This window comes from Streptomyces sp. NPDC047000 (genome assembly GCF_040644295.1).
In the GTDB taxonomy this organism is placed as follows: domain Bacteria; phylum Actinomycetota; class Actinomycetes; order Streptomycetales; family Streptomycetaceae; genus Streptomyces.
The window spans coordinates 132,050-157,331 of the sequence record NZ_JBEYWE010000018.1 but is presented as its reverse complement, the minus strand read 5'-3'; the positions used below and the strand labels follow the sequence as shown (position 1 = coordinate 157,331).

The following is a 25,282-nucleotide window of genomic DNA, read 5'->3' as shown; positions in this document are numbered from 1 at the left end:
ATCGACCGTTCACTATTTCTCCACATCGGACGGGCCCGACCGAAAGTATCCGGCCATTGACTCTCCCCGTCACCACGCCGGATCGCGGTGTGTGCACAGCCGTATCCGTAACGCTCACCGCTCGTCCCGCACGTTTCCGCACCCCTCGTCGCCGAAGCCGTTTCCGTCCCGGGAGGCACCCGCGTGTCCGCGCCAGCAGTTTCCGGCAGTCCGGAGTCCGAAAGACCCGTCCCACGACGGCCGCACGCGGCCGGCGGGCTGGGCGACCGCCTCTTCCGGTACCAGCTGACCGCCACCGGCGTCACGGTCCTCGCGATCATGGCGGCCGTGGGCGTCTTCCTGCTGATCAGGGCGGCCCAGGCGCTGCGCACCGGCGGGTTCTCCTTCCTCACCACGGCCGTGTGGCAGCCGGACGTGCACCACTTCGGCATCGCCGCCGTCCTCACCGGCACCCTGCTGATCGCCGCCGTCGCGGTGACCCTCTCGGTGCCACTGGCCGTCGGAACGGCGCTGTTCATCTCGGACGTGGCGCCGCGCCGGCTGCGCCGCACCCTGGTCACCCTGGTCGACCTGATGGCCGCCGTGCCGTCGGTGGTGTACGGGCTGTGGGGGCTGTTCTTCCTCCAGCAGCACGTCATCGGCCTGTCACGGTGGCTGTCGGACTGGTTCGGCTGGATCCCGTTCCTCACCGTGGACGGCGCGAAGCCGGGTGAACCGCTCGCCTCCGAGAGCGTCTACACCGCGTCGACCTTCGTCGCCGGGCTGGTGGTCGCGCTGATGGTGGCGCCGATCCAGTGCTCGGTGATGCGCGAGGTGTTCGCGCAGGCCCCCGCCGGTGAGCGGGAGGGCGCCTACGCCCTCGGCGCCACCCGGTGGGGCATGATCCGCGCGGTGGTCCTGCCGTACGGCGTGGGCGGCGTCATCGGCGGCACGATGCTCGGGCTCGGACGGGCGCTCGGCGAGACCATCGCGGTCTACCTGATCATCTCGCCGGTCTTCGCGATCCAGCCGCACATCCTGCAGACCGGCTCGAACTCCGTGTCGTCGCTGATCGCCCTGCACTACGGCGACGCCTCACCGTTCGGCATGTCGGCGCTGATGGCGGCGGGGCTCGCACTGTTCCTGCTCACCCTGGCGGTCAACTTCACGGCTTCCTCCATCGTGGCCCGTTCCCGGTCCGGCGCGCAGAGCGAGGCATGACATGACCGTCGTCGAGGAATTCCAGGGCTCCCCGGGCATCGCGCCGGGCGCCGCCGCACCGGCTCCCCGGCCGCCGGACGTACCCCGGCGGATCGGCGGGCCCACCCGCTCCGGGGTGCTGTCCCTGCTGGGCGCCGCCCTGTCCGCGCTGTGTGTGACCGTGCTGCTCTTCGGCCGGCTGGCCCCGTTCACCGGGGCGCTGGGCTTCGCCGTGACCGCGTACCTGGTCTTCCTGGTGCTCTACGCGGTGCTGACCGGCCTGGAGGAGAACGGCCAGGCGGTACGGGACCGGGTGATGACCGCCGTGCTGTGGACGGCGGCCGGACTGCTGTTCTCGGCGCTGGCCATGGTCGTCGGGTTCACGGCGTGGCGGGGCCGCGAGGCGCTGCCGCACCTGAACTTCTTCACCCAGGACATGCAGGCCGCGGGCCCGCTGGACCCGCTGTCCCACGGCGGTGTCGCGCACGCCATGACCGGCACCCTGACGATGATCGTCATCGCACTGGTGATCACCGTGCCGCTGGGGCTGGCCTGCGCGGTGTACCTCGACCAGATCCCCGGCCGGTTCTCCCGGTTCGTGCGCACCGTCGTCGAGGCGATGACCGCGCTGCCGTCGATCGTCGCCGGTCTGATGGTGTACGCCGTCTGGATCCTCGGCCTCGGGATGCAGAAGTCGGGGCTCGCGGCGGGCTTCGCGATCAGCGTGATGATGCTGCCCATCGTGATCCGGGCGGCGGACGTGGTGCTGCGGCTGGTGCCGGGCACGCTCACCGAGGCCGCGGAGGCGCTCGGCGCGCCGCGCTGGCGGACGGTGTGGCACGTGGTGCTGCCGACGGCCCGCTCGGGCCTGGCCACCGCCGTGATCCTGGGCACCGCGCGCGGTATCGGCGAGACCTCTCCGGTGCTGCTCACCGCGGGCTTCACGGCCGCGCTCAACGCCGACCCGCTGAACGGGCCGATGGTGTCGCTGCCGCTGACCGTCTTCAACTTCGTCAAGTCGCCCGAGCCCACGATGATCGCGCGCGGGTTCGGCGCGGCGGCGGTACTGATGGCGCTGGTGCTGGTGCTGTTCGTGATCGCCCGGGTCATCGGCGGTCGCGGTCCCGGGCACCAGAGCCGCAGGCAGGCCCGCCGGGCCGCCCGCGCCTCGCAGCGCGACGTCCGGCGCTTCGCCGAACTCCACTCCCCCGGGCTGTCGTTGTTCGGCGACCGCTTCGACAAACGGCTGTACCCCGCCGGCGCCGCCCCCGAGACGGCCGGTGCCTTCCCCGAGCCCGCCGACGCCTCCCCCGAGTCCACCGCACCGACCCCCGGAGAGACCGACTGATGCCCAGCCACCTCACCCGCCCGCGCCGCCTGCGGGCCCTCGGGATCCTGGGCGCGCTGCTGTGCGTGTTCAGCGGCCCGCCGGCCACGCCGGCCGCCGCCGAGAGCTACACACCCATCGCGGGAGCCGGCTCGACCTGGGCGGAGAACGCCGTGGACGAGTGGCGGCGCGCCGTGAACCAGTACGGCATGCGGATCTCGTACGCCGGTACCGGCTCCTCCGACGGCCGGCGCCAGTTCCTCAGCGGCACCGTGGACTTCGCGGTCTCGGACATCCCGTTCCAGACGCATCCGACCGACGGTTCCGCGGCCGAGCGGCCCGGCGCGGGCTCGTACGCCTACATGCCGATCGTGGCCGGCGGCACCGTGTTCATGTACCACCTGACGGTGGGCGGCAAGCGGGTCACCAATCTGCGGCTGTCCGGCGACGTCGTCACGAAGATCTTCACCGGGGTCGTCAAGACCTGGGACGATCCGGTGATCAAGGCGGACAACCCCGGTCTCCAGCTGCCGCACCGGACCATCGTGCCGGTGGTGCGCTCCGACGGCTCGGGCTCCACGGCCCAGTTCACGCTGTGGATGGCCAACCAGCACAAGGCGCTGTGGCAGGCCTACTGCGGGAAGGTCGGCCGCTCGGGGGCGTGCGGGCAGACCTCGTACTACCCGACGGTGTCCGGCATGATCGCCCAGTCCGGCGACCTCGGGGTGGCGGGCTACGTCGCGCAGAACTACGGCGAGGGCGCGATCGGTTACGTCAACTACTCGTACGCGCTCAACGCGCACTTCCCGGTCGCCAAGGTCCTCAACCACGCGGGCTACTACACCGAACCGACCCCGCAGAACGTCGCGGTCTCGCTGCTCAAGGCGAGGATCGACACCGACAGGTCGTCCGCCGACTACCTCACCCAGCAGCTCGACGGCGTCTACGCCGACAGCGACCGGCGCAACTACCCGCTGTCCAGCTACTCGTACATGATCCTGCCGCTGAAGGTGCAGGGCACCTTCACCGCGGCCAAGGGCAAGACGCTGGGCGCGTTCTCCTACTACTTCATGTGCCAGGGCCAGCAGCAGGCGCCGCAGCTGGGCTACTCACCGCTGCCGATCAACCTGGTGAAGGCGGGCTTCGACCAGATCCGCCGGATCCCGGGCGTCGCGGCGCAGAACATCAACATCAAGGGCTGCAACAACCCGACGTTCAGCACGTCCGGCGCCAACAAGCTGGCCCAGACGGCGCCCTATCCGGCGGCCTGCGACAAGAAGGGCGCCGCGCCCTGCACGTCGGGCAGCGGGGGCGCCAAGGCGGGCAGCGGGAGCGGGGGTTCGGGGGGCTCCGGGTCCGGTTCCGGTTCCGGCGGTACGGGCGCTGCCGGCGCCTCGACCGGGGGCGGCACGGGGACCGGCGGCGCCACGGGCGGCGACGCGGCCGGGTCCGGCGGCACGGGCGGCGGCAGCGCACAGCCGTCCGTCGATCCCGACACCGGGCAGACCATCGCGCCGGGCGGCGCGGCCGGGTCGGGCGGCACGGGCGGCGCCGCTGCGGCGGCGGCCGACGGCACCGTGGCCCTCGCCCAGCCGGTCGCGGTGGCCGGACGGCACGGCTGGACCGCCACCCAGACACTGATGCTGCTCGCCGGATTCCTGGTCCTGGCGCTGCTGCTGCTGCCCTCGGCGGTGTCGAGGCTGGTCGGCTCCCGCTCCGGCGCCGGACCCGACGGGCGGCCCGACGACCGTGACCCGGAAGGGAGTTCCCGGTGATCTCACTGCGCACGCGGTCGTACCGCGCCCGGATCCGCCGCGCCCTGGTCCGGCTCGTCGCCGGCGCCGCCGTCGGCGCCCTCGCCGGGCTCGCCGTGGCCCAGGCGGCTCCCTCCGCGACCGCCGCGACCGGCGCCACCGGCTCCGCGGTGACCGTCTCCGGGCGCGGCGAGTTCAAGGACATGCGGTTCACGGTCGGCCAGACCACCCGCCTCACCAGTCAGGCGGTCACGGTGTCCTGGACCGGCGGCACCGCGACCACCTTCGCCGGCACGCTGTTCGACACGGACTTCGTGCAGATCATGCAGTGCTGGGGCGACGACGACGGCACCGTCCCGTCCAATCCCGGCCCGCCGCGCACCCAGTGCCAGTACGGCGCCTCCCCGACCACCGACCGCGGCAACTGGCCCGGCAACGGCCAGGACGACACCCGGCAGGTCTTCTACAGCGCCGACCCCGCCGACTACGGCCAGGACGACCGCTACGGCGCCGCCGACCCCAACGCCCCGGCCGAGGTGCCGTTCAAGGCGGTCGACGGCACGACGATCACCACCGGCACCCAGAACAACGCCTTCTTCAACCGCAACACCACCAACGAGGTCGACTTCGCCCGCACCGGCGCCGACGGCACCGGCCGGGAGTACTTCGAGGTGCAGACCGCCAACGAGGCCCCGCACCTGGGCTGCGGCCTGCCGGTGACCAGGAACGGCGTGACGAGGCCGCGCTCCTGCTGGCTGGTGATCGTCCCGCAGGGCCGCCTCGACCTGGACGGCACCCCGTACGCCGACCACAGCCAGGTCAACGCCGGTTCGCCGGTGTCCTCCACCAACTGGCGCAACCGCATAGCGGTCCCGCTGCAGTTCAACTCCGTCGGCGCCAACTGCGCGCTCGGCGCGAAGGAGCGCGCCACGACGGGCAGCGAGCTCGCGGCCGACGCGATGACCAGCTGGCAGGCGGCGCTGTGCCCGGCCGGGAAGGTCTACGGCTACACGGAGCTCGGCGAGCCCGACACCCGCGCCCGGCTGACCTCCGACGGCTCCGCCGGGCTGGCGTTCACCACCCGGGCGCTGGGCGCAGACGCCGGTACGACGGCGCCGTCCGGCACCACGACGTACGCGCCGGTCGCACTGTCCGGCACGGTCATCGGCTTCACCATCGAGCGCAGACCCAAGGCCGGGGCGCCGGACGACGTCCGGGCCCGGGCCGGGACGAAGGTCGAGTCGATCGACCTCACCCCGCGGCTGGTGGCCAAGCTGCTCACCGAGTCGTACCGCAACTCCCCCTGGGGCGCGGTCGTCGGCGACAAGACGGCCACGGGGTACGGCTGGGCGCGGAACAATCCGGCGGGCCTGGCGAGCGACCCCGAATTCATCTCCCTGAACCCGGAGTTCGCGTACCTCTCGGTCGCCGAGACACCCGCCACCGACACCGATCTGCTCACCTCGCTGGGGCACACCGACAGCGCCCGCGCCCTGTGGCAGTGGATCGTGTCGGACAAGGCCGCCCGGCAGTTCCTCGCCGGGGTCCCCGACGACTGGGGCATGCGGGTCAACCCGTACTACGGCACCACCGCCGATCTGAACCCGAGCGGCTTCGCCTTCGCGCCGGACACCGTCGACGACTACCCGAAGAGCGACCCGTGGTGCACGGTGCCGCCCGGCACCGACGCGCCCGCCGAGGCGAAGCAGTGCATGACGGACTTCCACCCGTACGTCGAGAACCTGCACTCCGGCGCCCTGCACACCCGCCGCGCGGACACCCTGTGGAAGTCGAGCTGGGACGCGCTCGCCAACCCGCCCGCCTACAAGAGCACCGGTCCCCAGACGGTCGGCTCCCGGTTCGTCGTCACCGTCACCGACGCGGCCTCCGCGGCACGCTACGGGCTCCAGACGGCCAGACTCCGCAACGCGGCGGGCTCGTTCACCGCACCGACCGCGGCCGCTCTGACGGCGGCCGCGCAGAGCGCCGCGGGCAAGGACCTCGCCGAGATCACCCCGGCGGGCGCCGCGGCCAAGTCGGCCTATCCGCTCGCCCAGCTGGTCTACGCGGCGGTGCGCCCCGGCGCGCTGAAGGCGGACGCCCGCAAGGACTACGCGGCACTGCTGACCTACGCGGCCGGCGCCGGGCAGGTCAGCGGCGCGGACCCGGGTCGCCTTCCGGCCGGGTACGCCCCGCTGTCCGCCTCGCTGCGCGAGCGCACCGCGCGGGCCGCGAACGCGCTGCTGCACTACACCGGTCCCGCGACCGGGTCCGGCAGCGGAGGCGCCACGGGCGGCACCGGCAGCGGCGGCACGACCGGCGGCGGCAGCGGCACCGCCGGCGGCGGGACAGGGTCCGGCGGCACCGGTACGGGCGGCACCTCCGGCGGCGCGGCGACCGGCGCCGGGGCCTCCGGCTCGCCCGCCCCGAAGGTGTCGTACGACGGCGGCACCGCCGTACAGACCACGGCGGCCGGGACCACGCCCGCCGACCCGGCGAACCCGCTGCGCTACGCCGTCCCGGCCGGTGCCGCGCTCGGCGCGCTGGCCGGGGTGGGCGCGCCCTTCGCGGGCGGCGGCCGGCTGCGGCTCCCGCTGCGGGTGCCCCTGCCGGGCGGACGCACCGTCACCGTGCTGCCCGCGCTGTCCGTCCCGGAGCGGCTGCGCAGGCGACTGCCCTAGCCGCGGACCGGAGCGCCCCGCGGCGCTCCCCCACAGACGACCGCCCGCCCCGAAAGGCAGTCGGGGCGGACGGCCGGTTCCACCCTGCCAGATCCCTGGTGCAGATCCTGTGTCGGGTCTCCGGGTCAGCCCCTGTCCCGGAGACCCGTCCCGGGCCCCTGTCTCAGGCCCCTGTTCCCCGCCTCGCACTACTCTCAGGAGACACCCGATGCGCAGCACGCGCTCCTCGGCGGCGCTCGTCGCCGCCGCCGTGGTGGCCGGCGGCCTGGCTCTGTCGAGCCCGGCCTACGCCGACCCCACCCCCGCAGGGACCTTCCGCCAGCTCGTCGGCACGGGCTCCGACACCACCCAGGACGTCCTCAACGCCCTGGCCGGGGACGACGTCAACGGCAAGAGCTACACCGCGTCCGCCGTGAAGTCGGCGAACGGTGCCGGGATCGCCTCCTACGACGCGATCGAGCCCGGCACCGGCTCCGCCGGCTCGAACATCACGACCCGCTCCGGCGGCCCGTCCTTCCTGCGCCCCAACGGCTCCGGCAAGGGCCGGCTCGCGCTGAGCGAGGCCCTGACCGGGGACAAGTACCCGGACAGCTCCGGTGTCACCATCAAGGGCCAGGTCGACTTCGCCCGCTCCTCCTCGGGTCCCAGCACCTCCGGCACCGCCCTGACGTACATCCCGTTCGCCCGGGACGCCGTCGGCATCGCGGTCAAGGGCGCCGCGCTCGGCGACCTGTCGGTGGACCAGCTGCACGACATCTACTCCGGCACCCTGACCGTGCTGAACGGCCAGACCCTGCACCCGAAGATCCCGCAGAGCGGCTCCGGCACCCGGAAGTTCTTCCTCTCCGCGATCGGCCTGACCGACTCCACCCTGTCCCCGGCCGTCCCGACGGTCCAGGAGAACCAGGCCGACGCCGCCCTCACCGAGGACGGCGCCCTGGCGCCGTTCTCCGTGGGCAGCTGGATCGCCCAGATCAACGGTGTCGCACCGGACTACAGCAAGGACGCGGCGGCGGCCGGCGGTCACCTGGCCGCGGTGACGCTGCCCGGCGACTCCGGCGCCACCAGCCCGGTCACCACCGTCAACGGCAGGATCGCCCCGGTCAACGCCTACTACGAGAACTCCACCTTCGGCCGCGACGTCTACAACGTCGTACCGAGCCGGGCCATCGACCCGACCGGTGTCTTCTTCGACAAGGACCTCTACGACGTCTTCGTCACCTCCGGCAGCCACAGCGCCCAGCTGGCCTCCGACAGCGCCGAGAAGGTCATCGCCGACTTCGGCTTCGTGAACGAGCCGTACAACGGCTCGGTCAGCGTGGCCAAGCACGCCAAACTGGGCGGCCTGGAGGAGTCCGGCATCGACCTGTCGACGCCCGCCGCCCCGGCGCTCAAGGCCACCGCCGGCGACGCGAGCGTGAAGCTGTCCTGGACCGCCCCGGCGGCCCCGGGCCTGCCGGTCACCGACTACCGGATCACGCTGACCACGTCGGCCGGCGCCGTCGCCGCCGTCAAGGACGTCCCGGCGTCCACCACCTCCGTCACCCTCACCGGCCTGGCCACCGGCAGCTACAGCGCCACGGTCGCCGCCGCCAACCTCAACGGCACCGGCGCGCCCGCCGGCTGGACCGGCGCCGTCAAGTACACCAGCACCACCAAGGCCACCACCGCGACCACCGCGTACGGCAAGGCCCCGAAGATCGCGGTCACCGTGGCCGGTTCGCACGGTGTGGCCCCGACCGGCAAGGTCACGGTGAAGGAGGGCTCCACCGTCCTCGGCACCGGCACCCTGGACAGCTCCGGCAAGGTCACCGTGAGCCTGTCCAGCCACCTCAAGGTCGCCACGCACACCCTGACGGTGTCCTACGCGGGCACGTCCGGGCTGTACTCGTCCTCGGCGGCCCTCTCCCTGAAGGTCACCAAGGCGACGGCGTCCGTGAGCGTCTCCGCGCCCGCCTCGGTCAGTCACACGGCCCGCGCCAAGGTGACCACCAAGGTGACCGCGACGGGCACCACCCCGACCGGCACCGTGCGGATCCACGAGGGCTCCAAGGTCCTCGCGACCGGCACGCTCAGCGGCGGCAAGGTGACGGTCACCCTGCCGAAGCTCGCCAAGGGCAAGCACACGCTGCACGCCACGTACACGGGTTCGTCGACGGTGAACGCGAAGACCGGCGCCGACTTCGTCATCAGGTCCACCTGACCCGCCCGGCCGGGGAGACCGCGAGCCGCCGCGGTCTCCCCGGCCCCACTCCCGCCACCGTCCAGAACCAGTCCAGTTGAGGAGGCGCGCCGCCGTGACCGCCGTCGCACCTGCCCCGCTCGCCCCGGCCGTGCCCCGCGCCCGGGTCCACGGCGTCACCGCCGTCCGCCACCTCGCCCGCGGCGCGCTGCTCAGCCTCGCCGCGCTGCTGCTCGGCGTCACCGCCCAGCTGCTGCTGGTCAGCGGCATCCAGGAACACAACGCCCAGCACAGCGCCTACGACGAGCTGCGCAACCGACTCGCCCTGGGCACCGCCCCGGTGGCGCAGACCGGCCTCGACGGCAGCCTGCTCGCGCCCGGCTCCCCGGTCGCCCTGATCGAGGTGCCGAAGCTGGGGATGAGCCAGGTCGTGCTGGAGGGCACCGACTCCGCCGTGCTGACCGGCGGTCCCGGACACCGCAGGGACACCCCGATGCCCGGCCAGACCGGGACCAGTGTGCTGATGGGCCGCGCGGCGGCCTACGGCGGCCCGTTCGGGGGGCTCGCCCGGCTCGCCGAGGGCGACACGTTCACCGTGACCACCGGTCAGGGCAGGGCACGTTACCGGGTGGCCGACGTGCGCCGCGCCGGGGACCCGGCACCGGCGGCGCTCGCGGCGGGCAGCGGCCGGGTCGTCCTGGTCACCGCGACCGGGCCGCGTTTCATGCCGGCGGGGGTGCTGCGGGTGGACGCCGAGCTGGTGTCCGCGCCGTTCCAGACCCCGGCGGCGGTCATCCGGCCGGGCACGCTGCCCGACGCGGAGGAGCCGCTGGCCCGGCCGTCCGGGGTGCCGTGGCCGCTGGTGATGTGGCTCCAGGCGCTGCTGGCGGCGGCCGTCGCCGCGGTGTGGACGTGGCACCGCTGGGGGCGGCACCAGACGTGGCTCGTCTTCGCGCCCGTCGTCGCGGTGCTCGGCCTCCAGGTCGCCACCGGAGCCACCGAACTGCTGCCCAACCTGCTCTGACCCGGGCCGGCTCACCCGTCCCGCGAGCCGACCCGACCCCCGACGGAGCCCCACCGGACTCCCACCGCAGCCCCGCCGCAGCCCACGAAGCCCACCGAACTCCCGCCGTACCCGGCGCCCGATCCCCGCCGGCCCCGCCGCCCGATCCCGCCGCGCAGCCCGAGGAACCCACCGTGACCGACACCGCCGTACTCCCCCTCGCCGACGTCCCGCCCACCGCTCCCGCCGCCCTCGAGGCGCTCGCCGTCTCCGCCTGGTTCGGCAGCCACCAGGTGCTCAGCCAGGTGTCGCTCACCATGCCGGCGGGCCGGGTGACGGCCCTGATCGGCCCGTCCGGCTGCGGGAAGTCGACCTTCCTGCGCACCCTCAACCGGATGCACGAGCTGATCCCGGGCGCGGCCTTCGGCGGCGAGGTGCGCCTCGACGGCCAGGACGTCTACGCCCCCGAGCGCCGCCTGACCGACGCCCGCCGCAGCATCGGCATGGTCTTCCAGAAGCCGAACCCGTTCCCCGCCATGTCGATCTACGACAACGTGGTGGCGGGCCTCAGGCTCACCGGGACCCGGGCGAACCGCCGCGCGAAGGACGAGCTGGTCGAGGAGTCGCTGACGCGGGCCGGGCTGTGGAAGGAGGTCCGCGACCGGCTGCGCAAGCCGGGCGGTGCCCTCTCCGGCGGCCAGCAGCAGCGCCTGTGCATCGCCCGCGCGCTCGCCGTACGGCCCCGGGTGCTGCTGATGGACGAGCCGTGCTCGGCGCTCGACCCGACGTCCACCCGCCGGGTCGAGGAGACCGTCCACGAACTCGCGGGCGAGGTCACCATCGTGATCGTCACGCACAACATGCAGCAGGCGGCCCGTGTCTCCGACCGGTGCGCCTTCTTCCTCGCCGAACAGGGCACCCCGGGCGGCATCGTCGAGCACGGGCCGACGGACGACGTGTTCCACTCGCCCCGGGACCGGCGGACCGCGGACTATGTCGCGGGCCGCTTCGGCTGATCCGCCGCCCCCTCACGCCGCGGGCCCGACCGGCCCTGCCCGCCGGTACCGGCCGCCGTGCGCGCATGGCCCGGCAGGCCCTGGCGCCGGATTCCCCTCGAATTGTTTTTGGTCCGTAACAGCGGGATCCGAACGGTGAGTTGTGTCGTCCTCCCAGGTGCGGGGGATTGATCGACACCATCAGGATCGGGGCAACATGTCAGGGCACGGCGGCGGGCGGGGCTGGTACGGCCGGGTGATCGCGGCGGCGGTCGGGGTGACGGCGGTGGCCGCGGCGGCCTCGGTGTGGGTCGCGCAGGCGGGGCCCGTCGAGGACGGTGCCGGCAAGAAGGCCCGCACCCCGGCGGTGAAGCCGGTGTCGGTGGAGATAGCCCACGCCTCGGACGCCGGCGCCCACGGCGTCAACATCACCGTCGACGACGGCCCGGACCCCACCTGGACCCCGCAGATGCTGGAGATCCTCAAGGAGAACGGGGTCAAGGCCACGTTCTGCATGACGGGCGTCCAGGCCGAGGCGCATCCCGATCTGGTGAAGGCCGTCGTGGCGGCCGGGCACCGGCTGTGCGACCACAGTGTGTCGCACGACACCACGATGGACAAGAAGCCCGAGAGCTACCAGAAGAAGGAGATCCTGGACGCCGAACAGATGATCATCAAGGCGTCCGGGGGCGTCCGTCCCCTGTACTACCGTGCCCCCGGCGGCGCGTTCACGCCGTACAGCCGGGGGCTCGCGGCGTCGCACGGGATGCGGCCGCTGGGCTGGAACGTCGACTCCAAGGACTTCGAGCGGCCGGGAACGGCGGCCATCGTCGCCACCGTCGAGCGGGAGGTCGCCAACGGCCCGACGATCCTGTTCCACGACGCGGGCGGCGACCGCTCGCAGACGGCGGCCGCGCTGCGCGAGGTCCTGCCGTGGCTGAAGCAGCAGGGCTACACCTTCGGGTTCCCGGTGCGCTGACCGGCTCCGTTCCCGGCCCGGACATCGGGGCGTACGTCACTTCCAGCCGTAGGCGTACGCCGCGACCCAGGTGATGTCGAGCCGGGCACTGCTGCCGGGAGCGGCGCCCGGGCCCTCCAGGGCGCTCTCGTTCTGCAGCACCCAGGACAGCGGCCGGTCCGCCACGCCCCGGGTGTCCTGTCCGATCAGCCGCCCGTCGACGTAGAAGCGGACCCGGCCCGGCGTCCACTCGGTGGAGACGGTGTGCCAGTGCGTCCAGTCGGCGGCGCCCGCGAAGTACCCCTGCTCACCGCCCCCGCAGGGATGGTGGAAGGCGCTGAGGGTGCCGGTCCACTCGCCCTCGGGGAAGTCCGTCTCGCAGCCGCCGCCGTAGTGCAGCCAGGCCGACTTGTAACCGGGGGCGGGTTCGGTGACCTTGATACGGGCGGTGAACTTGCCGTACGTCATCTGCATGGCGGCGCGTGGTACGACGGCGGCGGAGTGCACGGGCCCGCCGTCCCGCGGGCGCCACATCCGGATGTACATGCGTCCGTCGCCGTCGGCGGCCGGGCCGACGCTCACGGTGTCCTCGGGGTGGTAGACGCCGGTGACGGCCCGGCCCCGGCCGGCCGCCGTGTCGGGCCAGCCCGTCGGGTAGGCCCACCAGTTGTCGCGGTACGCACCGCTCAGTCCGCCGCAGTAGGCGGCGGAGGTGTCGGCGTGGTGGTCGCAGTCGCTGAACGAGCCCGACGGCACGCGATCACCGTCGAAGTCCTCCGCGAGCACCTGCCAGAAGGGCCCGCAGTCGCCGTGCGGCAGTTCGGTCACCGGGCCGCCGCGGCAGGCGTCGGCCGCTACCGGGGCGCCGTCGGCACGCGGGATGCCGAGGAAGGCGGCCACGAGAAGCAGGCCGAGGGCCACCAGGAGGGTACGGCGGGTCCGGCGGGACCGTGCCGCGTGCCGGTGGTGGTCGGCGGGGCGGGCGCGGCCGGTACGGCGGGGGCGCTCGGCGCGGCGGGGCGGACCCGTGGGGCGGGGCGGACCGGCGTGGCGCGGGTGGTGCGGCGCTGCGTGCAAGCCCATCGGAAGACTCCCTCGACCGCCCGGGGGACACCGGCGTCGTCGTCCTTCGTGCCCGCGCCCGGTGCGGCGCGTTCGCGTCCGTGCCTGTGCTGCTGCTCGCCGTGCTCGTGCCACATCCTTGCGGCGCGGCCCCGCGGGCACCATCCCCGTGACCGGAGTTCGCACCCGGGACGGTCGTCCTGCCGTACGGCCGTACCGTCGTACGCCGTAGCGGCGTTCACCGGCGTCCGATGCGGGGCCGCCCGCGATTCTTCGGTTTCCGGACACTTGGCGGTCACGGCGGCCGGGGAGATTCTGGTTGTCCCCCTCTGGCCCGTCCTGGATCCGTTTCGCCCCCGGTACCCGCCGGGCGCGTGACGCGGAAGGATGCCGTGCGCCGTGTCCCTGCTGCCGCTCGAAGACCCCTCCGACGGGCACGCGGTCCCCGCGCGTGAACCCTCCCCCGCCGAAGGCCCCCGCGGGCCGGTCCGTCTCCCCCGCCCGCCGCTCCTCGCCCGGTCGGCGGGGCCGGCCCGCCACGGTCTGGTCCTGCTGCCGCTGCTGCTGATCACGGCGTGGGCGGTGACCGACTCCCGCTCGCTGCGCGACAACGCGGCCCGGATACCCGCGGCCGATCCCTGGTGGCTGCTGTCCGCGGTGGTGTGCACCTGTCTGGGCTGGGTGGCGGCGGCGTGCGTACGGCAGGGCGCCGTCGTGGAACGGCTGCCGCCGGGGCCGCTGCTCGCGTCGCAGTTCGCCGCGGGCACCGCCAACCATCTGCTCCCGGCGAGCATCGGCGCCCACGCCGTCACCCTGCGCTTCCTCCAGCGGCAGGGCGTCCCGCTGGCCCGCGCCAGCGCCTCGATCGCGCTGTACTCGCTGGTCAAGCCGGTCGCCAAGACGGCTGTCCTGGTGGTGTTCCTCGTCCTGTTCCCCGGCATGCTGCGGCTGCGTGAACTGCTGCCCGGCGGACAGGCACTGTTCCTCACCGTGGCGGGCGCCGCGATCGCGCCCGCCACGGCCGCGGTGCTGTTCGCGGCGGTACGGCCGCTGCGGCGCAGGCTGCTGGCGTTCCTGCGCACCGCCCTCCACGACGCGCGCACGCTGCACACCCGGCCCGCCCGGGTGCTCGCCCTGTGGGGCGGGGCGGCGGCGACCCCGGTGCTCCAGGCCAGTGTGATCGCCTCGGCCGGGGCGGCCCTCGGTCTCGGACTGTCCTGGGCCCAGGTGGTGTTCGCCTTCCTCGTCGCGAGCACCGCCACCGGGGCGGTACCGGCGCCGGGCGGGATCGGGCCCGTCGACGCGGCACTGGTCCTCACCCTGTCCGCCGCCTACGGCACCCCGGTCGCCCTCGGCACCGCCACCGTCGTGGCCTACCGGGTGCTGACGGTGTGGGTGCCGCTGGTCCCGGGGGCGCTGGTGCTCTCGGCGATGGTCCACCGGCGGATGCTGTGAGGGCCGCGGGAGGACCGCGGGCTCCCGGGCCCGGCCGGTCTACAGCGCGGTCAGACCCGCCGCCCGGCCCTCCCCGTCCCACCGGACCTCGGCCAGCCCGGTCACGGCGGCCCGGTCGAGGGGGCCGTGGACGTGCGGGAACAGGGTGCCCTCCGGCACGCCCGGCGGCGGTGCGGGGTCCGCGGGCTCCCAGACGCAGCGGGCGGTGAGCCGGCTCTCGTCGACGAGCAGGACGAGCAGCGGTCTCGGTGCCGTCCGGTAGAAGGCGTCGGCCACGGCGAGCGTGGTCCGCTCGTCGGGCGAGCAGTGCACGAAGCCCTCCTGGGCGAGGGAGGCGGGGGCGTAGGGACGGTCGGGGTCGGCGTGCCAGGCGTCCTGGGTGACCACGTGATAGATCATGGCCCGATTGAACCGCACCGCCGCCGGGGCGGGGGTCCCCACCGGACCGTCCGCACACCGGTTCGGGCGGTTGAGGGCCGGTTCGGGAAGAGGCCGGATCTCCCCAAAACGACCCCAACCGGCCGGTAGCCGCGTACTGTCTGAGGAATCCTTTCTGCGACGGCGCGACGCGGGGGTGGCCCAGCATGAAGCCACAAGAACGGTTCCGGCCCATCACGACACTCTGGGAGTGGCAGCGGCACGCCGCCTGCCGCGGTGCGGGCAGCTCGTACTTCTACTCCCCGCAGGGCGAGCGGGGCAGATCCCGGCGGGACCGGGAGGAGCGGGCGCTGGCGATCTGCGCCGGCTGCCCGGTGCGGGAGCCCTGCGCCGCGTTCGCCCTGGCGGGACACGAGGACTACGGCGTGTGGGGCGGGATGACCGAGAACGACCGCCGGGAGCTGCTCGCCCCGTCGCCGGTCACCCCCCGTACCGCCCGTCCGGACGGCGGGCCGGCGATACGTCCGGGCCGCGCGGGCCGCCCTCTCTCGGCCGCCAACTCGATCCGCCGGAAAGAGGGTTGACGCCGACAGGGAGTATTCTTGCTACCCACCGGTACCCGGCCTGGGAAGAGCGGTGTTCCTGGGGTAGGGTCTGCTCCGGTTCGCGGCCGCCCATCGGTGAACGGGTCGTCGCGGGGAGTGTCGGAGGGCTGCACAACAATGGAATCGCACCTGGTCGGCGAAGGGTCGGACCTGGACGGCGTACGGCTGGAGGAACTGGCCCCGCAGCCCCTGCTCACCCGGGACTACGAGGTGCGACCGGCCCTGGTGTACGAGCAGTTGCGCGAGCGGCACGGGCCGGTCGCCCCCGTCGATCTGCTCGGGGTCCCGGCCTGGCTGGTTCTCGGCTACCGCGAGTCCCTCGAGGTGCTCCAGGACGACGCCGGCTGGCCCAAGGGACTGGAGAACTGGAAGGCCCGCAACGAGGGCCGGGTGCCCGCCGACTGGCCGCTCGCCCCGTCGCTCGACGTCAACCACATCCTGATCCAGGGCGGTTCGGGCTACCGCAGGCTGCGCACCGCGTGGGACGCGGCGCTGCGCCCGTTCCAGGACCCCCGCCGCCCCGAGGCCAAGCGGCTCAAGGCGGCCGTCACCGAGTACGCCGACGAGCTGATCACCCTGCTCTCCCGGGGCGGCCCCACCGGACTCGCCGATCTGTCGGCGCAGTTCTCCCGGCCGCTGCCGCTGATGGCCGCCAGCCATCTGCTCGGCTTCCCCGGATCGCAGGGCGACGACGCGCTGATGGACATGTGGCGCGTCCTCGACGCGGGCCCCGACGCCGAGCCCGCGCTGGCCCGGCTGCTGGACACGCTCGGCGCGCTGGCGGTGGCCAAGATGCGCCGGCCGGGCGACGACTTCCCCTCCGCGCTGCTGGCCGCGCACCCGGACCTCACGGCCGGCGAACTGGCCCGCGAACTGTTCATGCTGCTCGGCATGACCTCCGATCACGTCGGGATCCTCATCTCCAACACCGTCGTGGAGGTGATCTCCGGCGAGACGGAGGGCGGGGTGCGGGCCGTGCTGTCCGCCGGGATGGTGCGGGAGACCATGAACCGGGTGGTGATGCGCAAACCGCCGCTGGTCAACTTCGTCCCGCGGTTCGCCGCCGAGGACACCCGGCTCGGCGCCTACACGATCCGCGCGGGCGATCCGGTGTGGGTGTCGTCCGCCGCCGCCCACGCCGACCCGGTGTTCGCCGACCAGATGACGCCGGACTCCACCATCAGCAGCCGTGCGCACCTGTCGTGGGGCGCGGGCCCGCGCCAGTGCCCGGCGAAGGAACTGGCGTCCACGATCGCCATGGTGGGCGTGAGCCGCGTCTTCGAACGCTTCGCCCACCTCGATCTGGCCCTGCCGGTGGACCAACTGCCTTGGCGCTCCTCACCGTTCATGCGGGGTCTGCGGTCCCTGCCGGTGCGGTACGAGCTCGCCGCGGCCACCGGGGGCGCGGCGCCGGGGACGGCGGAGCCCGGGGACACGGACACGGATACGGCGGCGGACGGTACCGCCGAGACGGCCGGGGCGCCGGAGACGGCGGCGCCCGAGCCGGCGCAGGACCCCGGCGACGGTGCGACCGCCGCCGCGGACCGGACCGGGCAGCGGCGGTCGTCGCTGTGGCGCTACCTGGCCGGACTGATCGGGATGGGCGACTGATCGGGATCGGCGGGAGGGGGCGGCGTCCGCCCCCTCCCGCCGGCGTCGGCCCTTGCCCGCTCCCGTCGGCCCTCGGCGCTGCCGCGCGCCGTTCAGCGTTCCTCGCGGAACAGGACGTGCCGGCCGGCTGCCGGGTCGTACTTGCGCAGGACGAGCCGGTCGGGGTGGGTGAGACGGTTCTTGCGGGTGACGTAAGCGGTGCCGGTCCCGGCGGTCGACCTCAGCCGGACGACGGGACGCGTGGTGCTGCGTGCCATGTCTTCCTCTCTTCGATCACATCGCGCGGACCCCGGGTTTCTTGATCCGCGCATGTCATCACGCCTCTCCCAACGGTCTGCTCCCCCGGCGCATTCCCGCCTCACGTTCCCGCCGTCAGGCGGTCCGGTCGGCGAACGGGCCGGGGGCGGTGAAGGCGAGCGCGGCGAAGCGTTCCCCCATGAGCCGGTGGGTGGCCGCGTCCGGGTGCAGCCCGTCCGGCAGCGGCAGCCCGTCCCCGTCGGCGGGGCCGTAGAGCTCACGGCCGTCGAGGTGGTGGAGGTTCGGGTCCTCGGCGGAGCGCTGCTCTACGATGCGGGCCAGTTCGTCGCGGATGACGTTCAGGGTCAGCTTGCCCAGGGCGCGTTCGGCCGGGTCGCCCATCGCCACGAAGCCGAGCCGTCCCTCGCCGAGACCCCCGAGGTCGGGTGCGCTGGGGCCCGGGGTGTCCTCGTGCATGGGGCACAGGATGGGCGAGACGACCAGCAGCGGGACGTCGGGGTGGCCGTCCCGCAGGGTGTCGAGGAAGCCGTGGACGGCGGGGCCGAAGGCGCGCAGCCGCATGGCGTCGGCGTTGACCAGGTTGATGCCGATCTTCACACTGATGAGGTCGGCGGGTGTGTCCCGCATCGCGCGGGCGGTGAACGGATCGAGCAGGGCGCTGCCGCCGAGGCCGAGGTTGATCAGTTCGACGCCGCCGAGCAGCGCGGCACGGGCGGGCCAGATCGAGGTGGGGCCCGCGGCGTCGGAGCCGTGGCTGATGGAGCTGCCGTGGTGCAGCCACACCCGGCGGCCGTGGTCGGGGGCGGGTTCGACCGGGGCGTCGGTGCGCAGGGCGACGAGGTGGGTGGTCTCGTTGTGCGGGAGCCAGATCTCGACGGTCTTCGGTCCGGCGGGCAGCCCGGTGAAGCGCAGGGTGCCGGGCGGGCCCTGCCTGCTGTCGGCGGTGCCCTTGACCATGTCGATGGTGAGCACGTTGCCGCCGGTCGCGGTGGCGCGGGCCGCGGGACGGCCGTCGACCAGCAGTTCGTACACCCCGTCCGGGCGGGGCGGGGCGCCCACGTAGTCCCGCTTGGTGCGCAGCGCGTCCAGTTCCACGGTGGTGGCGCGGGTGCGGAACACCAGCCGTACGCCGGAGGGCTGGGACTCGGCCATGGCGAGCTGGGCGTCGGCGCACTGGGCGCGGGCCCGGGCGGGCAGCCGGTGCGGGAGCACGCCCTGCGGGGTGTGTTCGACCTCGAGCGCGCCGCGCAGCAGGCCGGCGGTGACCGGGGTGGCGAGGAGCCGGGTGGTCCGGTGGTCCTCGGGTGTGGGGTCGGTGTGCATGTGCGGTTCCGTTGTGGGTGCGGTCGGGGGCGGTGGGGGTGGCCGCGGGGGCACCGGTCAGGCGGGCGGGGGCCAGTTGCGCAGCAGGGCGTCGAGGGCGTCGACGATCCGCGGCCAGGTCTCGGCGCTGCCGGGGGCGCTGTGGCTGAACCCGCCGGCGAGTTCCAGGCTGACGTAGCCGTGGAAGACGCTGCCGAGGAGCCGTACGGCGTGGGTCTGGTCGGGTTCCCCGAGGTCGTAGCCGCGCAGCACGGCCCGGGTCATCCGGGCGAGCCGTACGCCCGCGCTGGCGGCGGCGGTCTCGGGGTCGAGGGGCAGCCGGGCGGCGGTGTAGCGGCCGGGATGGTCGCGGGCGTAGTCGCGGTAGACGTCCGCGAGGGCGGCGAGGGCGTCCTTCCCGGACCGGCCGGCGAGGGCGTCCCCCGCGCGGTCGGCGAGTTCCCGCAGGGCCAGCAGGGCGATGCCGGTCCGCAGGTCCTGGGAGCTTTTGAGGTGGGAGTAGAGGCTGGCCACCTTGACGTCGAACTGCCTGGCCAGCGCCGAGAGGGTGACCTGCTCGAAGCCGGCCTCGTCGGCGAGGTCCGCACCGGCGGCGACCAGCCGCTGCGCGGTGAGTCCCGCACGTGCCACAGCCCTCCTCCTTTCTGCCTCAGTCGATTATGCACTTGCCTAAAGTCTATAGGCAAGTGCGGATCGTCGGGCAGTGCGGGAGGAGGGCTCGTGCCGGCGGGGCGGCGTCGCTCACCTGGTGCGGCGGCGTACCTCGATCGCGAGGAGGCTGAGGGCGGCGGCGCCCGCGACGGCCAGCAGGCGCTCGCACAGCCCGCCGATCCCGCTGCCGCCGAAGACGGCGTTCAGGGCGAGCAGGCCGAGCAGGACGTAGGCGGCCCTGCGGGTGGGGGCGGCGAGGTCCTGCCAGGCCGGGAGCTTCTTCATGGCGGCGGCGAGGAAGAACCCGGCGGCGACCAGCGACAGGACGCCGAGGGGGCTCAGGGTGGCGTCCAGTGCGCCACCCGCGTTGGCGAGCTGGTCGGAGGCGGTGCAGCCCGGGTCGGCCTGCCGGCAGGCCTCGCGCTCGAAGAGGCTGAGCAGGTCACCGAGGCCGTAGATCGAGGTGGCCAGCAGCACCGTGCCGACGAGGGCGGGGCGGCCGGCCGCCCGCAGCGCGGGCCACACGGAGAAGCGGGTGAACAGCAGCACCGCCGCGCCGCACAGGGTGATCACCACGGCGAGGAAGGCGCCGCCGGGCGCGGTCTCGGCGTACATGTCGCTGATGGTGTGCGCCGTGACGCTGTAGCGCGGTCCCTGCCAGGAGGCGGCGAGCAGCCAGAAGAACACGAAGGCGGCGTTGGCCGCGACGGCGGCGGCCGCCCAGCGCCGTACCCGGGCGGTGTCCCGCGGTGAGACGTCCACGGCGGCCGGTGCGACGACAGGTTCCCTCACGATGACGGGGTCCTTCCGGGTAGGTACGCGGCCCGTCCTGCCGGGCCGCGGTGCGTACCGGAACGCTATGAGCCGCGGGGCGGGGGGCGATTCCCCTCCGGGTGGACACTCCCGTGTAGCTCGCGCGGGGGACACGGCGGCGGGCGTCAGCCGTGGACGTCGGCCAGGCCCGACCGGTAGGCGAGGACCACCGCCTGGACCCGGTCCCGCAGGTCGAGCTTGGTGAGGATGCGGGAGACGTACGTCTTCACGGTCTCCGGGCTGAGCACCATGGCGGCGGCGATCTCCGCGTTGGACAGTCCCGCGGCGATCAGCCTGAGCACCTCGGTCTCCCGCGGGGACAGGGACCGGAGCCGCTGGTGGCCGGGCGGCGGCTGCTCGGGCGGGCGCAGCCGGGCGGCGAAGCTGCCCACCAGACGGCGGGTGACGGCGGGCGCCAGCAGAGCCTCTCCGGCGGCCACCGTGCGGACCGCGCCGACCAGTTCGGCGGGTCCGGCGTCCTTGAGGAGGAAGCCGCTCGCCCCGGCGCGCAGGGCCTCGTAGACGTACTCGTCGAGGTTGAAGGTGGTGACGACGAGGATCCTCGCCGGTGTCTCGACGCCGGGTCCGGCGAGCCGGCGGGTGGCCTCGATGCCGTCCAGCAGCGGCATGCGCACGTCCATCACGACGATGTCGGGGCGCAGGGCGAGGGCGAGGGCCACGGCCTCCTCGCCGTCCCCCGCCTCGCCGACGACCGTCAGGTCGGGCTGCGCGTCGAGGATGACGGAGAAGCCCGCGCGCACCAGCGCCTGGTCGTCGCAGACCAGCACCCTGACCGGCGGCGTCACCGCACATCCCGCAGCGGCAGCCGGGTGCGGACGCGGAAGCCGCCGTCGCCGGTGGGTCCGGCGGTCAGGTCGCCGCCGAGCGCGGCGACGCGCTCACCCAGTCCGGCGAGACCGCGCCCGCCCGACGGCGGAAGGACGGACGGCGGGAGGACGGCGGGTGCCTCGCCGGATCCGGCGTCGCCGGTCCGGGCGCCCGCGGCGACGAGCGCGGTGCCCTCGTTGGTCACGTCGATCTCGATCCCCTCCGGATCATGGCTCAGCCGCACCCGGACGGGGCGGCCGGGAGCGTGTTTCACGGCGTTGGTCAGGGCCTCCTGGACCACCCGGTAGGCGGCCAGGGCGACCGTGCCGTGCAGTGGGCGGGGATCGCCCCGTTCCGCGAACTCGACGGGCTGTCCCGCGGCCCGGGCGGCCGCCACGAGATCGCCGATCCGTCCCGGGGTGCGGACGGCGGCGTCCCCGGTGGTCCCGGTGGTCCCGGCGTCCTTGCCGGTGTCGAGCACGTCGAGCAGGAAACGCAGTTCCACCAGGGCACGGCGGCCGGTGGAGCCGATGGCGGTGAGTCCGTCGGCCACCCGGTCCGGCGCGGTCGGCAGCAGGAACCGCGCGGCGTCGGACTGCACCACCATGGCGGTGACGTGGTGGGTGACCACGTCGTGCAACTCCCTTGCGATCCGGGCGCGTTCCTCGGCCACCGCCAACTGCGCGGTGTGCAGCCGCCGTTCCTCCTCGTGTCGGCGCCGGGCGCGCATCCAGCCGCCCGCGGTCCAGCAGGCGGCGAGCACCAGCCAGAAGGTCACGAACTCGACGGCCCGCTCGGGCGAACCGAGCCGGTGCAGTACGGCGGCGAGGGCGGCGTACGCGACGGTCGCCACGGCGGCCACGGGCCTGCGGCGCCGTGGTGCGTGGGCACCGGCCGAGTACAGCGCGAGCAGCAGGCCGACGCTGCCGAAGGAGGACAGGTAGCCGAGCGCCTGGTCGGCCGCGAAGGCGGCGGCGATCAGCGTGAGGCACAGCACCGGTGACCGCCGGCGCAGCACCAGCGGCAGGCACTGGGCCAGGCCCAGCAGCACGCCCCAGAGGTCGAGTCGACGCTCCGCCAGCTCGCCGAGCCGTATCCCGTTGGCGGCGAGCCCGGGCAGGAAGGCCACCGCCGCCAGCGCCAGGGCGAGTGCCCCGTCCCGCGCCGTCTCACCACGGCTCCGCCACCATCCGGCCACCGGGCGGATCACCCGCTCCCCGGCCGCTTCCCCCGCCGCGCCGCACACCACCGCCCACACCTTTCCGAACACGCGTACACCCTAGAGGGGCGGGTGACCGCGCGGGGGCGTTGTCCGGGAACCGGTGTATTCCTCGGCGCCGGTGCGGTTCGTGTCGTACCTGTGTCCCGTGGCTGACCGGCACGGGTGACCCGGGGCGGTGCGAGTGGTGCATCGCGCCCGGGGGTCGTAGCGTCGAAGGAGCGAAAGACGGCGGACGGGGGACCGCGGTCGCAGAACGACGCGGTCGGGAGCGGACATGGCCACACGCACGGTACCGACGGCAGCGGTCGCGCTCGGCGTGGCCGCTCTGCTCACCGCCGCCATGACGGCGGCATCGGCGGCCCCCGCGGCCCCGGCCCCCGCGGCGCGGAAGGCGACCGCGGCGCGGAAGGCGACCGCGGCGCGGACCACCACCACCGCGGCGGTGACGGGCGGGCAGAGCGCCGTCCGCCGGCCGGTGCAACGGCCCGTCCTGGTCGACTGCTTCTGGCACGCACGGGTGCAGCCCAAGGACTTCATACTCGCCTGCGGCGACGGCAACAGCCTCCTCGACTCGCTGCACTGGTCGTCCTGGGGAGTGCACTCGGCGACCGGCCGGGGCGTGAACTGGGTGAACGACTGCAAGCCGTACTGCGCGGTCGGCAAGTTCCACGCCTATCGCGTGACCGTGCGGCTGGACCGTGCCGAGACCTGGAAGCGGCATCCGGCGCTGATGCAGTTCACCAGGATGCGGCTGTACTACCCCGACGGCAGGCCGGACGGCTATCAGGCCGTCGAGACGCTGCCCCTGTGGAACTGAGACCCCCGCGGGACCGGCGGGGCACGCCGCAGCGGCGCCCGGTCGGGTAAGGGCGGCAGTCGTTCAGACCCGGTCGGGAAACCGGCGCGTTCCGTCGTACTTCGAAGCTCCTTGTGCCAGTCCCAAAGCACGGTGCCGTCCCGGCCGGACCGCTCCGTACGGTTCGGGGCACGAGTTGGGCCGGAGCGGCCGGCCCAAGTGGCAGCAGGAGCAGACGTCATGGCCAATGTGGAAGTGTCCCTGAAGGAGACGATGACGGCGGTCGAGGGTGCGCTGGGCGCCGCCGTGGTCGACTACACCAGCGGCATGGCCCTGGGGACGCTGGGGGGCGGCAAGGACCTGGACCTCAGCGTCGCCGCAGCGGGCAACACCGACGTGATCCGGGCCAAGGTCCGCACCATGGAGCACCTCGGCCTGAAGGGCGCGATCGAGGACATCCTGATCACGCTCGGCAACCAGTACCACCTCATCCGGCTGGTGCAGGGACGCTCGGGCAACGGGCTGTTCCTGTACGTCGTCCTGGACCGGGCCCGTTCCAACCTGGCCATGGCCCGGCACCAGCTCAAGCGCATCGAGTCCGAGCTCGAGGTCTAGCCGCAAGCGCGCACCGGGTCTCCGCACGTCCTCGAATTGAAGATTTCTTCATGTCGAGACATCCAGATCAGCGCATCCCTCGGGTGTGCGGGGCCCGCACCCGCCAGGATCGGGCCGCAGGACCCGTTCCTGGCGGCCCGCGCGCAAGCCGGCGTACCACCGCCGGGAGCACATCCCCAGGAAAGCGGCAGGGAGCGAGCGTTTCACCATGCAGATCCCCCTCTATCAGGCAAAGGCCGAGTTCTTCCGCATGCTCGGACACCCGGTGCGCATCAGGGTTCTCGAGCTGCTGCAGGGCGGCCCCGTCACCGTGCGGGATCTGCTCATCGAGATCGAGATCGAGCCCTCGAGCCTCTCGCAGCAGCTGGCCGTGCTGCGCCGGTCCGGGATCGTGGTCTCCATCCGGCAGGGCTCGACGGTGAGTTACGCGCTCGCCGGGGGCGATGTGGCCGAACTGCTGCGGGCGGCCCGCCGTATCCTCACCGAGCTGCTGGTGGGCCAGCACGAGTTGCTCGCCGAACTGCGCCAGGCCGACCTCACCGTCGCCATGCCCCGCGAGGGCGCCGGCCGGGGGTGAGGGGTCCGGCCCCCGGCCGTGGACGGCGCCGGGGGTCACGGTTCCGGCTCGCCGGCAGGGCCGGGCCGCGCACGTGTCCGCGTGCCGGTCCGGCCCTGATCGTGTCACCGGCCTGTCACAGCCGGCTCACAGCGGAAACCCGGCGGCCCTCCCCGGTGTCTCCCCCGCCGAGTTGCGGCGAACCTGCCGGAACCGCGCGATCCGAACATTCGGGGGATTTCATGCAGCACCTCAAGGGCATCCGCCGGGCCGTGGCGACGACGGCCGTGGTCACGGCCGCGCTGGCGGTCACCGCGTGCCAGCCGGCCGCGGACGGCGCCGGGACGGGCAAGGGCACCGGCAAAACGGCCGGCACGGCGCCGAAGGCACCGGGCACCGCCGCTCCGGCCTCCTCCTCCCCCGCCGCCAAGGCCTCCCCCGCGGCCCCCGTGTCCAAGGCGCCGTCCGGACCGGGGAAGAGCACCGCCTCCGCGGCGACCGCGACCACCGCGCCGGGCGCGTCGGCCGCCGGCTGTGCGGCGTCGGCCCTGAAGGTGTCCGCCCGGCAGGCCGCCGTCCGTCCCGACGGCACCGGGACCGGGGCGGCCGTCGTCGGGTTCCGCAACACCTCCGGCAAGCCCTGCGTGCTCCAGGGCCGTCCGACCGTGGCGGGCGCCGGGAACGGCTCCCCCGGCAAGAACCGCCCGCTGGCGGTGACCCCGAGCGGCCCGGCGTCCCCGGTGACGCTGGCGCCGGGCGGCACGGGCTGGGTGAAGCTGACCTTCGTACAGGTGCAGGGCGAGGCCGACGGCTACTGCGTGTCGGGGGCGACCCCGTCGTCGTACCCGACGATCGTGATCGGGCTGCCCGGTGCCGGGCAGCACCAGGTGGCGCTGGACGACGGGGTGTTCGCCGAGTGCGGCGACACGGTGACCGCCACGGCGGTCTCGGCGGCGGAGCCGTCCTGACCAGGCCCCGCACGAAGAGTTCCTCGACGACCTCCTTGAACGTCGGCAGCATGCCCGCGTGG

23 protein-coding genes are annotated in these 25,282 nt (G+C 73.9%); 15 read left to right on the top strand and 8 right to left on the bottom strand.

Going from position 1 to position 25,282, the window contains the following annotated elements; all coding sequences use genetic code 11:
- The first annotated feature begins 183 nt into the window (after positions 1 to 183).
- From pstC to ABZ862_RS25890, 8 genes are all read left to right on the top strand, one after another.
- Positions 184 to 1,200, top strand: a complete 1,017-nt coding sequence (pstC, locus tag ABZ862_RS25925; protein WP_360962405.1) for a phosphate ABC transporter permease subunit PstC — start codon at positions 184 to 186, stop codon at positions 1,198 to 1,200.
- A gap of 1 nt (position 1,201) precedes the next feature.
- A complete protein-coding gene (gene pstA / locus ABZ862_RS25920) occupies positions 1,202 to 2,527 on the top strand; it encodes a phosphate ABC transporter permease PstA (protein WP_360962402.1) in 1,326 nt (441 codons plus the stop codon).
- On the top strand, positions 2,527 to 4,281 hold the full coding sequence (locus ABZ862_RS25915) for a phosphate ABC transporter substrate-binding protein PstS (RefSeq protein WP_360962399.1): 1,755 nt from the start codon (positions 2,527 to 2,529) through the stop codon (positions 4,279 to 4,281). The genes pstA and ABZ862_RS25915 overlap by 1 nt, the downstream gene beginning before the upstream one ends.
- The gene (locus ABZ862_RS25910) at positions 4,278 to 6,941 is read left to right on the top strand and encodes a hypothetical protein (protein ID WP_360962397.1); all 2,664 of its coding nucleotides are present in this window, start codon (positions 4,278 to 4,280) and stop codon (positions 6,939 to 6,941) included. Before ABZ862_RS25915 ends, ABZ862_RS25910 begins: the two co-directional genes overlap by 4 nt.
- 208 nt (positions 6,942 to 7,149) lie before the next feature.
- On the top strand, positions 7,150 to 9,144 hold the full coding sequence (locus tag ABZ862_RS25905; RefSeq protein WP_360962394.1) for an Ig-like domain repeat protein: 1,995 nt from the start codon (positions 7,150 to 7,152) through the stop codon (positions 9,142 to 9,144).
- A 94-nt stretch (positions 9,145 to 9,238) separates the two neighbouring features.
- Positions 9,239 to 10,147: a sortase gene (locus ABZ862_RS25900; protein WP_360962391.1), complete on the top strand. Its 909-nt coding sequence runs from the start codon at positions 9,239 to 9,241 to the stop codon at positions 10,145 to 10,147.
- Positions 10,148 to 10,419: 272 nt separating this feature from the next.
- A complete protein-coding gene (locus ABZ862_RS25895; RefSeq protein WP_360962469.1) occupies positions 10,420 to 11,142 on the top strand; it encodes a phosphate ABC transporter ATP-binding protein in 723 nt (240 codons plus the stop codon).
- 196 nt (positions 11,143 to 11,338) lie between these two features.
- On the top strand, positions 11,339 to 12,100 hold the full coding sequence (locus ABZ862_RS25890) for a polysaccharide deacetylase family protein (protein WP_360962388.1): 762 nt from the start codon (positions 11,339 to 11,341) through the stop codon (positions 12,098 to 12,100).
- A 36-nt stretch (positions 12,101 to 12,136) separates the two neighbouring features.
- Here ABZ862_RS25890 and ABZ862_RS25885 read toward each other — a convergent pair whose 3' ends face one another.
- A complete protein-coding gene (locus ABZ862_RS25885; RefSeq protein WP_360962385.1) occupies positions 12,137 to 13,162 on the bottom strand; it encodes a glycoside hydrolase family 16 protein in 1,026 nt (341 codons plus the stop codon).
- 378 nt (positions 13,163 to 13,540) lie between these two features.
- Between ABZ862_RS25885 and ABZ862_RS25880 the strand changes: the two genes are divergently transcribed.
- Positions 13,541 to 14,596 carry a lysylphosphatidylglycerol synthase transmembrane domain-containing protein gene (locus ABZ862_RS25880; protein WP_360962383.1) on the top strand — a complete coding sequence of 352 codons (1,056 nt, stop codon included), beginning with the start codon at positions 13,541 to 13,543 and terminating at the stop codon, positions 14,594 to 14,596.
- A gap of 39 nt (positions 14,597 to 14,635) precedes the next feature.
- Here ABZ862_RS25880 and ABZ862_RS25875 read toward each other — a convergent pair whose 3' ends face one another.
- A complete protein-coding gene (locus ABZ862_RS25875; RefSeq protein WP_360962380.1) occupies positions 14,636 to 14,995 on the bottom strand; it encodes a DUF952 domain-containing protein in 360 nt (119 codons plus the stop codon).
- Positions 14,996 to 15,180: 185 nt separating this feature from the next.
- Between ABZ862_RS25875 and ABZ862_RS25870 the strand changes: the two genes are divergently transcribed.
- Together ABZ862_RS25870 and ABZ862_RS25865 are read left to right on the top strand one after the other, a co-directional pair.
- The gene (locus tag ABZ862_RS25870; RefSeq protein ID WP_360962377.1) at positions 15,181 to 15,558 is read left to right on the top strand and encodes a WhiB family transcriptional regulator; all 378 of its coding nucleotides are present in this window, start codon (positions 15,181 to 15,183) and stop codon (positions 15,556 to 15,558) included.
- A gap of 138 nt (positions 15,559 to 15,696) precedes the next feature.
- Positions 15,697 to 17,190: a cytochrome P450 gene (locus ABZ862_RS25865; RefSeq protein ID WP_360962374.1), complete on the top strand. Its 1,494-nt coding sequence runs from the start codon at positions 15,697 to 15,699 to the stop codon at positions 17,188 to 17,190.
- A 92-nt stretch (positions 17,191 to 17,282) separates the two neighbouring features.
- On the opposite strand, the gene rpmG is transcribed toward ABZ862_RS25865, so the two are convergent.
- The 6 genes from rpmG to ABZ862_RS25835 form a co-directional block, all read right to left on the bottom strand.
- Positions 17,283 to 17,447, bottom strand: a complete 165-nt coding sequence (gene rpmG / locus ABZ862_RS25860) for a 50S ribosomal protein L33 (RefSeq protein WP_360962371.1) — start codon at positions 17,445 to 17,447, stop codon at positions 17,283 to 17,285.
- A gap of 115 nt (positions 17,448 to 17,562) precedes the next feature.
- Entirely contained in the window at positions 17,563 to 18,771 is a 1,209-nt protein-coding gene (locus ABZ862_RS25855) for a GDSL-type esterase/lipase family protein (protein WP_360962368.1), read from the bottom strand.
- 57 nt (positions 18,772 to 18,828) lie between these two features.
- On the bottom strand, positions 18,829 to 19,401 hold the full coding sequence (locus ABZ862_RS25850; protein ID WP_360962365.1) for a TetR/AcrR family transcriptional regulator: 573 nt from the start codon (positions 19,399 to 19,401) through the stop codon (positions 18,829 to 18,831).
- A gap of 111 nt (positions 19,402 to 19,512) precedes the next feature.
- Positions 19,513 to 20,214 carry a DUF998 domain-containing protein gene (locus ABZ862_RS25845; protein WP_360962362.1) on the bottom strand — a complete coding sequence of 234 codons (702 nt, stop codon included), beginning with the start codon at positions 20,212 to 20,214 and terminating at the stop codon, positions 19,513 to 19,515.
- A gap of 146 nt (positions 20,215 to 20,360) precedes the next feature.
- Complete coding sequence (locus ABZ862_RS25840; protein WP_360962359.1) at positions 20,361 to 21,041, bottom strand: response regulator transcription factor; 681 nt, start codon at positions 21,039 to 21,041, stop codon at positions 20,361 to 20,363.
- The gene (locus ABZ862_RS25835; RefSeq protein WP_360962356.1) at positions 21,038 to 22,333 is read right to left on the bottom strand and encodes a histidine kinase; all 1,296 of its coding nucleotides are present in this window, start codon (positions 22,331 to 22,333) and stop codon (positions 21,038 to 21,040) included. The genes ABZ862_RS25840 and ABZ862_RS25835 overlap by 4 nt, the downstream gene beginning before the upstream one ends.
- Positions 22,334 to 22,559: 226 nt before the next feature.
- Between ABZ862_RS25835 and ABZ862_RS25830 the strand changes: the two genes are divergently transcribed.
- From ABZ862_RS25830 to ABZ862_RS25815, 4 genes are all read left to right on the top strand, one after another.
- Positions 22,560 to 23,102, top strand: a complete 543-nt coding sequence (locus ABZ862_RS25830; protein WP_360962353.1) for a hypothetical protein — start codon at positions 22,560 to 22,562, stop codon at positions 23,100 to 23,102.
- Positions 23,103 to 23,321: 219 nt separating this feature from the next.
- Positions 23,322 to 23,696, top strand: a complete 375-nt coding sequence (locus ABZ862_RS25825; RefSeq protein WP_360962350.1) for a hypothetical protein — start codon at positions 23,322 to 23,324, stop codon at positions 23,694 to 23,696.
- Positions 23,697 to 23,904: 208 nt separating this feature from the next.
- Positions 23,905 to 24,273: a metalloregulator ArsR/SmtB family transcription factor gene (locus ABZ862_RS25820; protein WP_360962347.1), complete on the top strand. Its 369-nt coding sequence runs from the start codon at positions 23,905 to 23,907 to the stop codon at positions 24,271 to 24,273.
- A gap of 221 nt (positions 24,274 to 24,494) precedes the next feature.
- Positions 24,495 to 25,220 (top strand): DUF4232 domain-containing protein, encoded by a 726-nt coding sequence (locus tag ABZ862_RS25815; RefSeq protein ID WP_360962344.1) that lies wholly within the window; start codon positions 24,495 to 24,497, stop codon positions 25,218 to 25,220.
- Positions 25,221 to 25,282: the final 62 nt, after the last annotated feature.

Excerpts from the sequence above, each read along its gene's own strand:
- pstA (WP_360962402.1), top strand. The coding sequence starts at position 1,202 with ATGACCGTCGTCGAGGAATTCCAGGGCTCCCCGGGCATCGCGCCGGGC.
- ABZ862_RS25915 (WP_360962399.1), top strand. The coding sequence starts at position 2,527 with ATGCCCAGCCACCTCACCCGCCCGCGCCGCCTGCGGGCCCTCGGGATC.
- ABZ862_RS25905 (WP_360962394.1), top strand. The coding sequence starts at position 7,150 with ATGCGCAGCACGCGCTCCTCGGCGGCGCTCGTCGCCGCCGCCGTGGTG.
- ABZ862_RS25890 (WP_360962388.1), top strand. The coding sequence starts at position 11,339 with ATGTCAGGGCACGGCGGCGGGCGGGGCTGGTACGGCCGGGTGATCGCG.
- ABZ862_RS25885 (WP_360962385.1), bottom strand. The coding sequence starts at position 13,162 with ATGGGCTTGCACGCAGCGCCGCACCACCCGCGCCACGCCGGTCCGCCC.
- ABZ862_RS25875 (WP_360962380.1), bottom strand. The coding sequence starts at position 14,995 with ATGATCTATCACGTGGTCACCCAGGACGCCTGGCACGCCGACCCCGAC.
- ABZ862_RS25870 (WP_360962377.1), top strand. The coding sequence starts at position 15,181 with ATGAAGCCACAAGAACGGTTCCGGCCCATCACGACACTCTGGGAGTGG.
- ABZ862_RS25865 (WP_360962374.1), top strand. The coding sequence starts at position 15,697 with ATGGAATCGCACCTGGTCGGCGAAGGGTCGGACCTGGACGGCGTACGG.
- rpmG (WP_360962371.1), bottom strand. The coding sequence starts at position 17,447 with ATGGCACGCAGCACCACGCGTCCCGTCGTCCGGCTGAGGTCGACCGCC.
- ABZ862_RS25855 (WP_360962368.1), bottom strand. The coding sequence starts at position 18,771 with ATGCACACCGACCCCACACCCGAGGACCACCGGACCACCCGGCTCCTC.
- ABZ862_RS25830 (WP_360962353.1), top strand. The coding sequence starts at position 22,560 with ATGGCCACACGCACGGTACCGACGGCAGCGGTCGCGCTCGGCGTGGCC.
- ABZ862_RS25825 (WP_360962350.1), top strand. The coding sequence starts at position 23,322 with ATGGCCAATGTGGAAGTGTCCCTGAAGGAGACGATGACGGCGGTCGAG.
- ABZ862_RS25820 (WP_360962347.1), top strand. The coding sequence starts at position 23,905 with ATGCAGATCCCCCTCTATCAGGCAAAGGCCGAGTTCTTCCGCATGCTC.
- ABZ862_RS25815 (WP_360962344.1), top strand. The coding sequence starts at position 24,495 with ATGCAGCACCTCAAGGGCATCCGCCGGGCCGTGGCGACGACGGCCGTG.